At 59.2% G+C, this 15,564-nt stretch carries 13 protein-coding genes; 9 read left to right on the top strand and 4 right to left on the bottom strand.

Annotation, left to right across the window (positions count from 1 at the left end; translation table 11 throughout):
• Positions 1 to 94 precede the first annotated feature (94 nt).
• The 9 genes from peaA to ACQUQP_RS13960 all read left to right on the top strand — a co-directional run bounded on the left by peaA (position 95) and on the right by ACQUQP_RS13960 (position 11,436).
• A complete protein-coding gene (peaA, locus tag ACQUQP_RS14000) occupies positions 95 to 1,696 on the top strand; it encodes a quinohemoprotein amine dehydrogenase subunit alpha (RefSeq protein ID WP_432695651.1) in 1,602 nt (533 codons plus the stop codon).
• Positions 1,697 to 1,759: 63 nt separating this feature from the next.
• Positions 1,760 to 3,190 (top strand): quinohemoprotein amine dehydrogenase maturation protein, encoded by a 1,431-nt coding sequence (gene peaB / locus ACQUQP_RS13995; protein ID WP_432695650.1) that lies wholly within the window; start codon positions 1,760 to 1,762, stop codon positions 3,188 to 3,190.
• 1 nt (position 3,191) lies between these two features.
• Positions 3,192 to 3,515 (top strand): quinohemoprotein amine dehydrogenase subunit gamma, encoded by a 324-nt coding sequence (gene qhpC, locus ACQUQP_RS13990; RefSeq protein WP_432695649.1) that lies wholly within the window; start codon positions 3,192 to 3,194, stop codon positions 3,513 to 3,515.
• 9 nt (positions 3,516 to 3,524) lie between these two features.
• On the top strand, positions 3,525 to 4,637 hold the full coding sequence (gene peaD / locus ACQUQP_RS13985; protein ID WP_432695648.1) for a quinohemoprotein amine dehydrogenase subunit beta: 1,113 nt from the start codon (positions 3,525 to 3,527) through the stop codon (positions 4,635 to 4,637).
• An 89-nt stretch (positions 4,638 to 4,726) separates the two neighbouring features.
• Entirely contained in the window at positions 4,727 to 6,466 is a 1,740-nt protein-coding gene (locus ACQUQP_RS13980; protein ID WP_432695647.1) for an ABC transporter ATP-binding protein, read from the top strand.
• Positions 6,456 to 7,139, top strand: a complete 684-nt coding sequence (qhpE, locus tag ACQUQP_RS13975; RefSeq protein WP_432695646.1) for a subtilisin-like serine protease QhpE — start codon at positions 6,456 to 6,458, stop codon at positions 7,137 to 7,139. Before ACQUQP_RS13980 ends, qhpE begins: the two co-directional genes overlap by 11 nt.
• Positions 7,129 to 8,475, top strand: a complete 1,347-nt coding sequence (qhpG, locus tag ACQUQP_RS13970; RefSeq protein ID WP_432695645.1) for a flavin-dependent monooxygenase QhpG — start codon at positions 7,129 to 7,131, stop codon at positions 8,473 to 8,475. The genes qhpE and qhpG overlap by 11 nt, the downstream gene beginning before the upstream one ends.
• A gap of 156 nt (positions 8,476 to 8,631) precedes the next feature.
• On the top strand, positions 8,632 to 9,942 hold the full coding sequence (locus ACQUQP_RS13965) for a hypothetical protein (RefSeq protein WP_432695644.1): 1,311 nt from the start codon (positions 8,632 to 8,634) through the stop codon (positions 9,940 to 9,942).
• A 78-nt stretch (positions 9,943 to 10,020) separates the two neighbouring features.
• Entirely contained in the window at positions 10,021 to 11,436 is a 1,416-nt protein-coding gene (locus ACQUQP_RS13960; protein ID WP_432695643.1) for an aldehyde dehydrogenase family protein, read from the top strand.
• Between the two features lie 86 nt (positions 11,437 to 11,522).
• On the opposite strand, the gene paaX is transcribed toward ACQUQP_RS13960, so the two are convergent.
• The 4 genes from paaX to ACQUQP_RS13940 form a co-directional block, all read right to left on the bottom strand.
• Positions 11,523 to 12,455: a phenylacetic acid degradation operon negative regulatory protein PaaX gene (gene paaX / locus ACQUQP_RS13955; protein WP_432695642.1), complete on the bottom strand. Its 933-nt coding sequence runs from the start codon at positions 12,453 to 12,455 to the stop codon at positions 11,523 to 11,525.
• 135 nt (positions 12,456 to 12,590) lie between these two features.
• Entirely contained in the window at positions 12,591 to 13,919 is a 1,329-nt protein-coding gene (locus tag ACQUQP_RS13950) for a TRAP transporter large permease (RefSeq protein WP_432695641.1), read from the bottom strand.
• Between the two features lie 50 nt (positions 13,920 to 13,969).
• Complete coding sequence (locus ACQUQP_RS13945; protein WP_432695640.1) at positions 13,970 to 14,488, bottom strand: TRAP transporter small permease; 519 nt, start codon at positions 14,486 to 14,488, stop codon at positions 13,970 to 13,972.
• Between the two features lie 9 nt (positions 14,489 to 14,497).
• Positions 14,498 to 15,544: a TRAP transporter substrate-binding protein gene (locus ACQUQP_RS13940; protein WP_432695639.1), complete on the bottom strand. Its 1,047-nt coding sequence runs from the start codon at positions 15,542 to 15,544 to the stop codon at positions 14,498 to 14,500.
• Between the last annotated feature and the right edge of the window lie 20 nt (positions 15,545 to 15,564).

The following is a 15,564-nucleotide window of genomic DNA, read 5'->3' as shown; positions in this document are numbered from 1 at the left end:
CCGATTAACGTTAGGGATAACGGAGCGGTCTGGGGTTCGAGCCGGCCTGTTCGTCGTTACCGAGTTGAAAATCATCCTGATTAGTAAGGGAGTGATGGCATTGAGAATTCATAAAACCAAACGCGCTATTGTCGGCGCGGGTGTGGTGGCTCTGGCCGGATTTGCCAGCCAGTACGCTGCAGCCGATGGGCGCGAGATTATCCGGGACAGGTGTCTTGCGTGTCATACCGAGTCAGGAGATGCGGACACGCCATCCTTCTCCCGAATCAGTTCACAACGCAAGACGCCGGAAGGCTGGCTGATGACGATCAACCGCATGATCGAACTGCGCGGGCTCCCGATCAGCGCCGACGAGAAGCGGGAAGTGGTTAAGTATCTGGCCGACACCCAGGGGCTGGCTCCATCCGAAACAGCCGACTACCGCTACCTGCTGGAGCAGGACACCAACCGCGTTGAATCGGGCCTTGATGGGGATCTGATGCAGAACTGCGCGCGCTGCCACTCGGCGGCACGTTTCGCGCTGCAGCGCCGAACCCAGGATGAGTGGCAGACACTGGTGGACTTCCACATGGCGCAGTTCCCGGGGTTGGAGCTGCATGCGGGTGCACGTGATCGCGAGTGGTATCGCATCGTCCACGACCAGACTGCCGTGCAGTTGAGCAAGATGTTCCCGCTCGAAACCCAGGCGTGGAGCAACTGGAAAGAGGCCGACAAGTCAGACCTGATGGGCCGCTGGCGTGTTACCGGCTTCATGCCGGGCAAAGGTGAGTTCGATGCCTGGATGACGGCAGCCAAAAACGATACGGACCACTTCTCCCTGTCACTCGAAGGCCGCTATGCCGATGGCGAAGTGATTGCGGGCAGCGGCAAGGCCACGGTTTACACCGGTTACGAATGGCGCGGATCTCTCACCGTGGATGGCGTGAACCTGCGCCAGGTGATGTCTGTCGCCGATGACGGCAACAGCATGAACGGTCGTATGTTCCTGGCCAAAGAGCGCCGTGTCGGTGGTGACCTGCAGGCATTCCGCGACAGCGGTGAGCCGATGATCGTTGCGGTATCCCCCAGCTATCTGCGTAAAGGACAGTCGGCGGAACTGACCATCATTGGTGAAAACCTGGATGGCGATATAGATCTGGGTAAAGGCGTGTCGGTGGATCGTGTTATCGAGCGCAGTGCCGACCGCATAGTGGTTGCGGCGACAGCCCAGGGTGACGAAGGTGCGCGTCTTGTCTCCGTCGGCGAGGCATCCAGCGAGGCAGCGCTTAAAGTCTACACCCAGCTGGCGCGTGTCGACGTGACCCCGGCCAATGCCGTCAGCCGCATCGGTGGCAACGGCAGTGAAATGGACAAGGTACGTGCTATCTACAGAGCGGTGGGTTACAGCGCGGGTGCCGACGGCAAAGCGGGCACCGAGGACGATCTGCGACTGGGTTACATGCCGGCCCAGTGGTCCATCGAACCGGCCGACGAAGTGGCGGAAGAGGAAAAAGATCACATCTACGCGGGCCAGATAACCGATCAGGGGATTTTCATCCCGGGTGATGCCGGCCCCAATCCCGAACGCTTTATGTCGGCAAATAACGTGGGGCGTCTGACCGTTGTCGCCCATGTACAGGACGGCGAAGACAAGGTCGAAGGTGAAGGCAGCATGTTGGTTTCTGTACCTGACTTCGTCCAGCGGGTTCTGGACTGAGGCGATCAGTGATCGACCTACGCAGAAACAAGTAGCCACATAACAGAACAAGACGAGGTGAATATGGGCGCCATGACGCTGGTGAAACCGAACCTGCATCGGGTCGATGTGGATACCCGGCAGATGCTGTTTCACATTCCCAGCAGCAGTATCTTTGAGCTCGATGATCTCGGTCGGGAGCTGCTCGCGCTGTTCGACCGGCACGAGCAGGTATCCGCGGAGCATCTGGCGGCACTGAGCGCACGCTATTCACAGCAGGAAGTGAGCGAGGTGCTGGACGAACTGCGTACCCTCGAAGTGATCTCGGAGGCCGGGGCCGCGGTGAGGATCAATCCGCAGCCGCAGGAGGTCAACAAGTTCCCGCTGAACACCGTGGTGCTCAACGTGAACACCGGTTGCAACCTGAGCTGCACCTACTGTTACAAGGAAGACCTGACGACCCCGTCGAAAGGGGAGAAGATGGGCTATGACACGGCGATCCAGGCGGTGGAAATGCTGCTTAAGGAGTCGCCGGATCAGCCTGCCTACAACGTGGTCTTCTTCGGCGGTGAGCCGCTTTCGAACATGCCGTTGATCCGCGACGTGGTCGCCTATTGCGAGGAACGTTTTGCCGGCCTGGATGCCAGCGTGGATTTCACGCTGACCACCAACGCGACGTTGCTGACCGAAGAGCTGGTGGACTGGTTCGATGCCCATCGCTTCGGGCTGACCATCTCCATGGATGGTCCCAAGGCGATGCACGACAAGAACCGCATCACCGTCGGCGGTCAGGGTACCTATGACGTGGTCCGCCGCAAGGTGGAGATGTTGCTGTCGCGCTATCGCTCTCGCCCGGTGGGCTGTCGGGTCACCCTGACCCGCGGCATTACCGATGTTGAGCGGATTTTCGACCACCTTCAGGGCGAGCTCGGGTTCTTCGAAGTCGGCTTTGGTCCGGTAACCTCCGGCGATATTGCCGAGTTCAACCTGACCGAGGAGGAGCTGGTCGAGGTGTTTGCCGGCATGAAGCGGCTTGGTCGCCGCTATCTTGAGAACGCGGTGCGCGGCGAGAACTTCGGTTACGGCAACATGCATCAGCTGATCACCGACATGTACGAGGGCAACAAGAAACTGGTGCCCTGCGGTGCAGGACTCGGTCTGCTGGCGGTGGATAAGGATGGCGGTCTCAACCTCTGTCATCGCTTCACCGGTTCCGATATGGAGCTGTTCGGCGATGTCACCCACGGCATCGACAAGCCGCGCCTGGCCGAGTTTGTTGAAAAGCGTCTCGACCGCAGCAATACCGGCTGCGAAACCTGCCGTATCCGAAATCTCTGTTCCGGTGGCTGCTACCACGAAAGTTACGCCAAATATGGAGATCCGACACACCCCTCTTACCACTACTGCGACCTGATGCGCGATTGGGTCGACTTCGGCGTGGAGGTGTACTCACGGATCATGCTCGAGAACCCCGGGTTCTTTGAAGCACATGTATCTCCCAGGAGGAGTGCCTGAAATGAAACATTTGAAATCCCTGAACAAGAAAGCACACCGCATCGACCAGGCGGTGAACCCTGAAGAAGTAGAAGATGTCGTGGCGATGCAGACTGTAGTGGGCTGTACCGCTACTACTGACCCGGGTTGGGAGCTCGACCCCTTCGGAGGTCTCGGATCCCTCTGTCAGCCGATGGAATCTGACCTTTACGGCTGCGCCGACGCCTGCTGGTGGCCGGCCCAGGTGCCCGACACCATGAACACCTATCCGGACTGGAACAAGGACGTGGCAAAGGCGGATGAAGACTGGCGCAAGCTGGACGGTATCTTCGAGGATGGCGAGTAAGGGAGCCCGATGATGAAAGTGACTGAAATATTCAAATCCGCTGCCCTGGCCGGCTCCCTTGTTGCCGGTCTGGGTCTGTCTTCGGCGGCATCCGCCGACCAGGAGTACCTGGTGACGGTAACCCGTCCGGGCCACCTGCAGGTGATTGACATGGAAACCAACCAGGTCGAGCGCCGTTGTGAGATCCCCGGCAACTTCGGCTCAGGCTCCATTGCGCTGGCGCCGGATGGCAAGGTGGCCTATGTGCTCAGCAACGGTATGGAAGATGTGTACGGCTTCGATATCCGTACCTGCGATATTACCTTCCACGCCGCCCAGTCCACGCCGACCCTGAAAGTTAAGTCTTTCCAGTCGGTCGCTGTGAGCCCGGACGGTACTGAGTTGTATACCGTTCAGAACCCCTTCGGTCTCAAGCGTGATCATTTCACCGTGGAACAGCCGCGCCTGGCAGTATTCAGCATCGCCGATGGAGTCGGTGCCAAGCCGGTGCGTACCTACCCGGTAGACCGCCGTATCACCAAGATTGCGACCACGGCCCAGGGGGAGGTTATCCTCGGCGGGGCCGACGTCAAGGCGATCAATCCGCATACTGGTGAAATTCGCATGGTGACGCCGCTGCAGAATTGGGAAAAGGGTCCGTTGTGGTTGCCACCCGATGCCTTCGCGATGCACAGTCAGGGAGAGCAGAGTAACGAGTACATCATGCCGTACGTTACCGCGAAGTTTGATTCGGAAGAGTGGAACTTCGAGACCGCGGACTGGTGGTGGGGCATGAGCCGTGTAAATCTGGAGACCGGTGAGGCCGAACGGATGGAGATGATCCCGTTTGAGTTCATCATCTTCAACTTCATCTCCGATCCGCATGACCCGAATATTCTCTATGGCGCTTTCAATACCCTGTCGAAGCACGACATCAGCAAGAAAGAAACCCTCGCCGTGCATCAGATGCCGCATACCTACTATGCGCTGAACATCTCGGCCGATGGCGAGACGATCTATGTAGGCGGCACCAGCAGTGATATCTCGGTTCATGACGCCGAGACACTGGAGAAGATCGGCTCGATCAAACTTACCGGTGATATGTCCACTGCAGATCTGCGGGTAGCGACCATCCGCGACTGATCTGCTCAGCGCAGGTCTTGGACTGGATGCAGCCAACGGGAGGGTCGCCAGCGGCTCTCCCGTTTTGTTTTTGGCAGGAGGTTAGCCTGATGCTCAAATGGCTGGTGCGCGCCATACATGCTCCCGACCGTTCCCAACTGGAGGCCGGCTTCAACTGGCTGTACAGCTTTGTCAGGCCGCAGCGGGGGGCGATCGGCGGTCTGCTGTTGCTATCGCTGGCGGCCTCCGCTTTGGTACTGCTGCAGCCCTGGCTCACCAAGCTGCTGATAGACGAGGGGCTGCTGGCCGGGGACTACACCGTACTGATCGAGCTTTGCATCGCCATGGTGCTGGTCGGCGTGATGGGTACCGTGTTGGCCGGCGTCAACCGTTACCTGCATACGCGCCTGTCCGGGCGGATTCTGTTTGCCCTGCGCACCGATCTCTATGCACATCTGCAGCGGCTATCGCCGGCGTTTTTTGGGCAGCGCCGGGTTGGCGATCTGCTTTCGCGTATCGATGGCGATGTGGCAGCGATCCAGCGTTTCGCCGTGGACAGCCTGTTCTCTGCTGTTAGCAGCGTTATCGGCCTGATCGGTGCGTTGGTCCTGTTAATTACCCTGTCCTGGAAGTTGTCCCTGTTGGTGGCCGTGATGCTTCCGTTGGAGGTGCTCTGGCTGCGTTGGATGCGGCGCAAGGTAGAGCAGCGGACCCGGGAGATGCGCGAGCGCTCGGCGGATATCTCCAGCTTCCTGGTGGAGACGCTGCCGGCGATCAAGTTTATCCAGTCCACCGGGCAGGAGACGCGCGAGCGGCAACGCCTGGATGGCCTTAACGGTAACTACCTTACGCAGCTGCTCAGGCTCCAGGTGACCGAGTTTTTTACTCATGCCATCCCCGGAACCCTGACCTCGCTGACCCGTGCCGCCGCCTTCCTCATCGGCGGATGGTGGGTGATTCAGGGACAGTGGCAACTGGGTTCCCTGATCGCCTTTTCCACTTACTTGGGCATGGCCACCGGCCCCGTAAACAGCCTGCTTGGCCTGTATGTGGCAATCCAGCGTATGAGTGTGAGCCTTAACCGGGTCAGTGAACTGCGTCTGGCGCCGGTGGAGATCGAGTCCCCGCTGGAAGCTGCGAGCCTGCCGGCGCCATTGAATGGCGCGCTTACACTGGAGCAGCTGAGCTTTGCCTACGAGGGCAGGGCGCCTGTGCTGGACGATATCAACGTCTCGTTGCCGGCGGGCAGGAAAATAGCGCTGGCCGGGGCCTCCGGTGTCGGCAAGTCGACGCTGATTGACCTGTTGCAGCGGCATTACGACCCCCAGGCGGGGCGTATCCTGCTGGATGGCGTCGATATCAGCCAGCTGAAACTGGGCGACCTGCGACGCTGCATAGCGGTGGTGTCTCAGGAAATCACCCTGTTTCGTGGCTCGCTGGCCGACAACCTGCGTTACGCCCGCCCCGGCGCCAGCGACGAACAGGTGCTTAAAGCGGCCTGCGACGCGCGGCTGGAGGAGTTGATCGAGCGGCTGCCCCAGGGGCTGGATACGCCGCTTGGGGAGCGTGGTCAGCAACTCTCCGGCGGACAGAAACAGCGTATCGCCATCGCCCGGGCACTGCTGCAGCAGCCCGCCATTCTGGTACTGGATGAGGCTACCTCGGCGGTGGATGAAGAAACCGAACAGCAGGTGATCGCCGCGGTGGACCGCCTGTTTGCCGGACATACCAGGATTCTGATCAGTCATCGGCCATCCACCCTGGCCAATGCGGATCTGCGGCTGCTGCTGCAAAATGGCCAACTCAAAGAAATCCCAGCGGAAATGACAGGGGGGGAGCGTGCGTCCTGAGCAATTGCGTATCGGTGTGGTCGACTCGGGTGTACCTGAGCCGCGAGCCGGGTACGATGCCGCCTTTGTGATTCGTGACGCAGCCCTGTGGCAGGCGGAGGCGGATCCGGACCATCTGGGTCACGGTACCCGGGTGGCGGAGGTGATTCACCACATGCTTCCCGAGGCCGAAATATTCTCCGCGCAGGTGTTCATGGAACGATTGGCGACCACCGCGACCCAGGTGGCCGCAGCCATCGACTGGCTGGTCGAGCAGGAGGTGAACCTGATCAACCTGAGTCTCGGTTTGCGGTACGACAGAGCGCCTTTGCGGGACGCCTGCCATCGTGCTTTGAAACGGGGTGTGTTGGTCAGCGCCTCCGCGCCCGCCCGGGGCGATGCGGTCTATCCCTCCGCCTATCCAGGCGTGTTCCGTATGACCGGTGATGCCCGTTGTGGTCGCGATGAAATCGCCCATCTGGAAACCGCGTTCGCCGATTTCGGCGGCTGCGTTCTGCCTGTTGATGAAAACCGGGACTATTCCGGTGCCAGTCTGGGCTGTGCGCACATGAGCGGTCATCTGGGCAGATACCTGATACAGACTGATCGACCTCGCCTCAGTGCAGCGCGCGCCTGGCTGATCGAGCAGGCGGTTTACCAGGGGCCTGAAAGACGAGGGGCGGATGAGCGATAAGCGGGTCGTAATTCTCGGCGGTGGACCGGCCGGAGCGGCGGTGGCGTTGGGCTTGCGGCGCTTCGGCTACCCGGTGTGCGTGGTGGCATCTTCGCGACCGTTTGATGCGGTGGAGGGTGTCTCCGACAGGGTGGTCGAAGGGATGAAGCATGCGGGATTCGAGCGAGCTCTCTCGGCCTTGGCGCCACCCTCTCCGCGACAGGTAACCTGGAACGGGCAGACGAGTGCTGCCAACACCGAACGCCTGGTTGCCCGCCAGGCTTTCGACCAGGGACTGGTGGAGGATATGCGCGCCCAGGGTATCGAGATCCTGGAGGGGAGAGTAGTCAGCTGGCAGGCCGGGGCGAGTGGACATCGCGTGGAGTTGATTCTCGAGAACGGTGAGAAGTGTGTGCTGATGGCGGATTTCGTGGTTGAAGCCCGGGGACGTGCAGCGCCTGCGTCCGGGCTGCACCGCGTCAAAGGCGCCGAGACCCTATCGCTGCTGCAGTATTGGCAGGGTCCGACTGGGGATGCCTGCTCGGCGGTGGAAAACTTTGCCGATGGCTGGGCCTGGATGGCAAAGCGGGCGGATGGACGCCGTTACCTGCAGTTGACGCTGGATGTTGGCAGCACTGACCTGCCACCGAAACAGGCGCTTTCCGGTTGGTGTCAAAAACGCTTCGAAGGCCTGGCACAAGCGCAGCCTTACATCCGCGATGCCCGACCGGTCGGTGAGGTTCAGGGCCGTATCAGCACGCCGATCCTCTGCGAGCGCAGTGCCGGTGATAACTGGCTTCGCGTTGGCGATGCAGCCATGGCGGTGGACCCCCTGTCCGGAAACGGCATCTTTCAGGCGCTGTCTTCTGCGCTGCAGGCACCGGCCGTGATCAATACCCTGCTGCGCCACCCGGAGCGCAGAGCGCTGGCGCGGCAGTTCCATGAAGCGCGTATCGACGGACTCTTTTATCGTTTTGCACGTATCGGGCGGGATTTCTATGCCCAGGACCCCCTCTGGCCCGATCAGCCATTCTGGGCGAGTCGGCGACACTGGCCCGACGATCAGCCGCTCCACGCGCAGGTAGTGCCAGACCAGGTTAGTACCGGTTTGCGGCCGGTGGTAGAGAACGGCCTTATTATAGAAGCGGAGGTGGTCATCACACCGGACCAGCCGCTGGGAGTCTGGCATCTCAATGGCCTGCAGCTGGCGCCTCTGCTGGACGCTGTTCGGGCAGTCCCCGGGCGCAGAGCAGCGGAGGTTCTGGCCGAGCAGGTGGGGCCGGAGCATGCAGTAGCACTGGAGCGATGGTTCGAGCAGCAGAACTGGATCCCGACGCGGGGCCAAACGCAGTCCTAAGGCCTAGGACTGTTACACCCTGTTACATCTTCACACAAAGCACTACGTAAACGCTGAACCTGGTTTACAGCGGCACTCTACTCTTCGACCTGTTGCAGATAACCGAGTGCGTGACGGCAGCCCGCCGCTGCCGGTCCGTTTGAAGGGATAAGGTCAATGAAGAACAGAATTTTCAATCGTACTTCCGGAGCCCTGCTGGCGACGGCCGTTGCTACCGCCATCGCTATGCCGGCATCCGCTTACAACCTTTACAGCGAGAAGGGCAAAGAGCTCAACCTCGATATCGAAGCCGTTGCCGGCTACTTCAGCAGCGATGAAAGCTACGCCCAGACCCCCAGTCAGGCCTCCAGCCCGTCCTGGACCGAGGGCTATGTGAAATACGGCCTGTCTGGAAAAAGCGCGCTGGGTGAAGGGGAGCTGTTTGGTGCGGTCAACGCCCTCACATCCGGCACCTGGGGCGATGGCGATGCGGCTGGTTTTACGACCGGTGCCGAACGCGATACAGAGATCGAAGATCTTTACATCGGCTACCGAAACGACCTGTTCGAGCTCTCGGCAGGTTCTCAGAACCTCACCATCGGTGACGGCTTCATTCTCAACGGCGATGCCCTGAACCTGGGTGAAGGGCTCGACGGTATCGCCCCCAACTTCAGTGCCGACCGTGGCGGTGCCTACTGGCTGGCGGCTCGCAAGGCGTTTGACAAAACCGCCGTGCTGCGTGTGGGCGGCGACAGCGGCCTGCGCTCCGATCTGTTCTGGTTCGAGTCTGATAACCCGGCCCAGGCCAGTGTCGAGATGGCCGGTATCAACCTGGAGTACGTGACCGACAAGGGAACCTTCGCGCTGATGCACCTGAAGGGCCTCGATGTCGATGACAACGAAGCGGCTTTCATGGGTTACGCAGGCCGCGACGGCCAGAAGACCACCAGTCTGCGTTACCAGGGTAACGCGGGTGTCGAGAACCTGTTCCTGTCCGCCGAATATGTGGATCAATCCCAGGGTGACAGCAGCGCGGATGCCAACGCCTGGTATGGCGAAGCTGGCTGGACTTTCACAGGTTTGCCCTGGTCACCCAGCGTGAACTACCGCTACACCAGCTATGACGCAGGTTATGACCCGCTGTTCTTCGGCTTTAATCGCGGTTACGGCACCTGGTTCCAGGGGGAAGTGGCAGCTAACTACGCAGGTCCTTTCGGCACCGATTCCGATGTTCACTACCTCGGTGTCAAAGCTAACCCGACTGAACTGCTGACGGTGGGTGCCGGCTACTTCAACTTCAGCGATACCGCAGGCGGTAGCGGTGATAACGACGGTCAGGAACTTGATATCTGGGCCGAGTGGGTGGCGAATGATCACCTGATCATCAGCCCGCTGATCGGCTTCTACACCCCGGACTCTGCATCCAGCACCCAGGGCAATGATGATACGAACACTTACGCGCAGGTCATCGCGATAGTGCCTTTCTAAGGCGTATTACCTGCAATAGCCACGGACGGTGAACTGCTATTACGGTTCACCGTTTTCCTGTTTTAGAGGATTAGCCCCATGACTATAAGTACAGCCCTCATGATTAATGGACGCTCCCTTAAGGGTGAAGCGGGTACCTTTGCGGTAATCAACCCGGCCACTGGCCAGGCGTTTGCCGACTGCCCTGCTGCCTCCAAGGCTCAGCTCGATGATGCGGTGACCGCGGCAACCGAGGCCTTCAAAACCTGGCAGCACACTCCGGATGACGAAATAAAGGCAATGCTGCATAAGATCGCTGACGGCATTGAAGCTAACGCCGACGAGTTGGCCGAAATCGTCGTCAACGAACAGGGCAAGCCCCTGGCGCTGGCGCAGATGGAAGTAGGTGGTGCGGTTGCCTGGACCCGCTATGCTGCGGAGCTGGAGATCCCGGTTAAGGTGGTGGAAGACAGCGAGGCCCGTCTCGCGGAGCTTCACCACAAACCGGTGGGTGTGGTGGGTTCCATCACGCCCTGGAACTGGCCGCTGATGATCGCGGTATGGCATGTGATGCCGGCGTTGCGTACCCGCAACACCGTGGTGATCAAACCCTCTTCACTGACGCCGTTCAATACCCTGCGTCTGGTCGAAATCATCAATGAAGTGGTGCCGGCCGGGGTTGTGAACAGTGTGACAGGCGAGAGTGGTATTGGTAGTGGCATGAGTGCCCATACGGGCATCAACAAGATCGTATTCACCGGCTCCACACCGACGGGGCAGAGCATCATGCGCAGTGCCGCCGACAACCTCAAGCGCCTGACTCTGGAACTGGGCGGCAACGACGCCGGCATCGTGCTCGAGGATGCCGACCTGGATAAGGTGGCTCCGGCCATTTTCCAGACAGCGTTCCTCAACATGGGCCAGACCTGCGCGGCACTCAAGCGACTCTACGTGCATGAATCCCAGTACGACGAGCTGTGCCAGCGGCTGGCCGCCCTTGCGGCGGAACAGAAGGTCGGCGCCGGCCTGGAGCCGGGTGTTACCTTCGGTCCGGTCCAGAACCAGAATCAGCTCGAACTGGTCATGGAACTGGTAGACGACGCCAGGGCCGGGGGAGCCAAGATACTCAGCGGAGGCGAACGTCTGGCCGGCGAGGGATATTTCTACCCGCCGACTATTGTGGCCGACATCACTGACGGTACCCGGCTGGTGGATGAGGAGCAGTTTGGCCCTGTACTGCCGGTGATCCGCTACAGCAACATTGACGATGCAGTCGCTCGCGCCAACGATAACGTCAACGGCCTCGGCGGCTCGGTCTGGGGCAGCGATATCCAGCGTGCCAAAGAGATCGCCATGCGCCTGGAGTGCGGTACCGCCTGGATCAACAACCACGCGGAAGTCCTGCCGCACTGTCCGTTCGGTGGCTGCAAGATGTCCGGCTTTGGTGTGGAGTTCGGTGAAGAGGGGCTGCTGGAATATACCGCGCCACAGCTGGTGAGTATCAATCGCGGCTGATTTAGGAGCGGTATCTAAAGTCGACTAAACCGGGAGCTATAGGCTCCCGGTTTTTTTTTAGCACTAAATGTATTGGGGAGGGCAAGCTATTGCGCGTTGAGCCCACCAAAGCGTTTGTAGAAAGAGGGGGACGGTGGAGGCAGAGGCCCGTCCGCCGTTTCCATGCATTGGCCAATATATTGCTCCGACTTTTTACACACCAAATTGTAGAGGTTGTGGCACAGCTGACGGGCTGCTGTTCCGCCCCAGTCGGCAGGGAGAAGCTCGGCAGGTAGTTGCGGGTCACGCAGGAGTACTTTGCGATATTCGTGTATTAATAGCGTACGTGCAATAAAGCACTCCTCGGGGGCGAGGTGTTTTTGCTTGCTGAGTTCCTGCCAGACAGGACGAAAACGATCCAGAAAGCTCCCATAGGCCTCATTGATCTGATCCAGGTTCCAGCATTCCCGTGACTGGGCTCGCAATGCATCGGATGATAGCTGCGGGCCTTCGGGCGTCTCAAACAGGATCGAGCTGTCAAGCACCCCCATTTCCTGCAGTGTATTGCGCAGCTCAAGCCTGTCACAGTGAGGGGCTGCCAGTAGCGTGGGGCCGAATGCGCCAAAGCCCATCCAGTGAAGTTCTTCCCTGACCTGCTGGCGCTGCTCCGGTGGAACCTGGGATAACACCACAAGGCTCCAGCTTCCGTCCCAGTCCTGCACAGCAGGAACATAAATTCGCTTGAATGCCTGATCAAAGCGGCGCTGTCCCTGCATGGTGAGACTGTAATAGGCACGGCGGCCAACTTGATCCGCCTTAAGCCAGTTTTCTTCCTTGCTGAGGCGAAATACGGAGGTTCGCACCAGACGTTGGTTGAGGCCGAGGGGTTCCAATACCTTGATCAGACTACCCAGCCAGACGGTGCCGCCCCGAGGGACGATCGAGTCGCCAAAAATTGTGATGATAAGCGAGCCCCCACGAATTGGACGCTGACTACGAAACTGTTCGATCAGTGTATCGAGGTGAGTTGAGCTGCTCATGAAGTGCCGGAAAACCTATGTGTATTAGTATGTTGTAGTTTACTCGCGGGCCAGCACTGAGAAAACCCGGCGCTGAATGTGGTATTCCCAAGGCTCAAATAAAAAAAAGGTGGCCTGAGGACCACCTGAAACAGCTTATCCGTAAAGCATGTGTGGCAGTGCCAGGGAAATCCAACTAACGCCGGTGATCAGTCCCAGGCGCAGGATATCGGCACACCAGAACGGCGTGATACCTCGGAAAATCGTGCCGGTTCGAACGTCTGGCATGACGGCGCTTAACACGAACACGTTCATGCCGACAGGTGGTGTGATCAGACTGATTTCAGTGACGACAACGACCACAATGCCGAACCAGATCGGATCGAAGCCCAGGCTCTGTACCAGAGGAAAGAAGACCGGCACCGTGAGCAGTAGCATCGATAGACTCTCGAAAACCATTCCGAGCAGGACGTATATCAGCAGAATCACCAGTATCACCAGCATCGGCGAAACACCAAGACTGGTGACCAGCGCGAGTAGGTCTTCCGGGAGCCCGGCACGGGTTATGAAGCTTGAGAATATCAGTGCGCCTATGACCACGCTGAACAGCATGGCGGTCGTACGGCCTGTGTCGTTAAGTAGCTCGAACAGGACACGGAAATTAAGCGAGCGTCGCAACAGGGCGATAATAAAGGCCCCGCCTGCGCCAATACCGGCGGCTTCCGTGGGCGTGAATACGCCTAGGTAGATGCCACCCATTACCAGCGCGAATAGTCCGAGAATTCCGCGTACCTGCTTGAGAGCGTCTATTCGGTCGCCCCAGGTTGTACGTTCACCTGACGGGCCTTTTTCGGGGTTGCGCCAGACGATGTAGCGCACCGCCGCCAGATAAAGCAGGATGCCCAGCATGCCGGGGATAAAACCGGCGGCGAACAGCTCCCGGATACTCGATTCGGTCAGCAGTCCGTAAATGACGAGAATGACACTGGGAGGTATCAAGATGCCGAGGGTACCGCCGGCAGCGATAGACGCACTGGCCAGACTGTCGTCATAGCCGTATTTACGCATCGAGGGCATGGCAACCTTGGACATGGTTGCAGCAGTCGCAAGACTGGAGCCGCAGATAGCCGAGAAGCCGCCACAGGCGACGACGGTGGCCATCGACAGGCCACCGCGGAAGTGACCCAGGAAGGCATGCGAAGCGCGGTAAAGCTCATGCGACAAACCGGAGCGGGTCACCAGGTTTCCCATAAGAATAAATAAAGGAATAACCGAGAGGCTGTATTCCTGAGCGGTTGCTATAACCCTGGATGACGCCATGGCCAGAGATCCATTCCAGCGGAAGGTCATCAGGTTGTCGAAATTCAGACCGGATAGCCAGGCGAAGCCGAGCACGCCCACCAGCGCCATGGCAAACGCCAGTGGCATGCGTAGAACGATGATCAGCAGTAGTAGGATAGCGAAACTGATTAAGGCGATAGTCATGGCCGGGAGACCTCCTGCGAGGATTCTTATTGTTGTTATCGCTGTTACGATTAAGCGGTTTGTTTACGGCGAATGAAGATGTAGTAGATACCCCAGCCCAGAGTGCACGCCGCGCTGAGCCAGCACATAAAGCCGATGTACTGCATGATGTCGCCTACCGGTACGTGCAGATACTCGGTGGTGACTTCGCGACGCAGCGAGCGCTCCGCCTGTGTCATTACGGTGTCGCCAAGTACGTAGAGCATCGCGCTGATCAGCAGCGCAGAGAGGGTTTCCAGTACTTTGACCCAGCGTCCGAAAACGCCGTCCAGCAGGTCAATCACCACATGCGTACCGCGCCAGGTAATAACGGGAATCTCTGCAAAGACGATGATGGCGAGCGCAATCTCGGTCATTTCGGTGGAGCCGTCCAAGGCGTTACCGAAGAAGTAACGCCCTGCAACGTCAAAGCAGGTAAGCAGTACCAGGGCCAGCATGATGGCGCCGGCCAGCGCTTCAAGCAGAAACGCCAGCCATGCCATAGGGCCCTTCTCGGGATAGTGCTGATAGAGCCATTGGGTGAATTGCATGCGACTGCCTCAGTTTTCGGCAATGTCAGACTGAACGCCGGACTGATACTCCCGAGCAGTCTCGCGAAGTTCTGTCAGTGCGGCGGCCGCAGCGTCGGTGCGATCGGATACAGACTGAGTCCAGACGTTATCCAGATCTTGAGTCAGCGTATCAAACTGCTTGGCCATGGGGTCGTCGCTGGTGACTTCAACGATGTTGACACCGGTCTCCCGGCTGGCCTGGAGCGCATCGATACCGCACTGATCCCATACGTGGCCGGCCAGCTGTGACAGCTTTTCGCCGGATAACTTCAGGATCGCTTCCTTGTCACGGGGCTCCAGGCTATCGAGAAAGTCCGGGTTGGCGAATATGGCGAAACTACCCAGGTACATCCCGCCCGGCAGGAGAGTGAGGTTGGTGGCCACTTCACTCAGACGCAGGGTTTTCTGTTCGCAGACGGGCAGGAAGGTGCCGTCGATCACGCCCTGCTGCATCATTTCGTAGACCTTCGACGCGGGCGCGTTGACCGGGGTAACGTCCATCAGTTCACCCAGTTCGCTCTGAATGCCGCCACCGAGGCGGATCTTCATGCCTTCGAGATCGGCCAGGCTACCGATAGGCTTGGCGGTCTGAATCTGGCCCGGTGCGTGGGTAAACAGTCCCAGCAAGGTGAGGCCGTCGTGCTCTTGAGCGTCGCTGAAGTACTTGTCATATACCCGCCAGTAGGCCACAGAAGCGGCTTCAGCGTTGGCGCCCAGTCCGGGCTGTTCGACGATCTGGGTCAGACGGAAGCGGCCGGGCACATAACCGTGAAAAGTCCAGCTCGCATCGACCACGCCATCTTCAACCAGTGTGAACAGGTCTTTGGGGTGGCCCATGTTGTATTCGAGTTTGAGTGTGACCCGTCCTTCAGTGGCTTCTTCGATCCACTTGCCCCAGGTCGGCAGGACGGTGGTGTTTTGCGGGTGGGTTGGCGGAAGCCAGGTGGCAACCGTCATCTGTGTGGCTGCTGATGCCGGCATTGAGTTGAAGGGAAGAAGCAGTGCCAGAGCTGCGAGCGTTTTTTTGATGTTCATCGAACTGTCCTTCTTATAGT

This window comes from Marinobacterium sp. YM272, from assembly GCF_050908845.1.
In the GTDB taxonomy this organism is placed as follows: domain Bacteria; phylum Pseudomonadota; class Gammaproteobacteria; order Pseudomonadales; family Balneatricaceae; genus Marinobacterium_D.
Note: the sequence above shows the minus strand (reverse complement) of the source record. Positions and strands in the feature narration are given on the sequence as shown.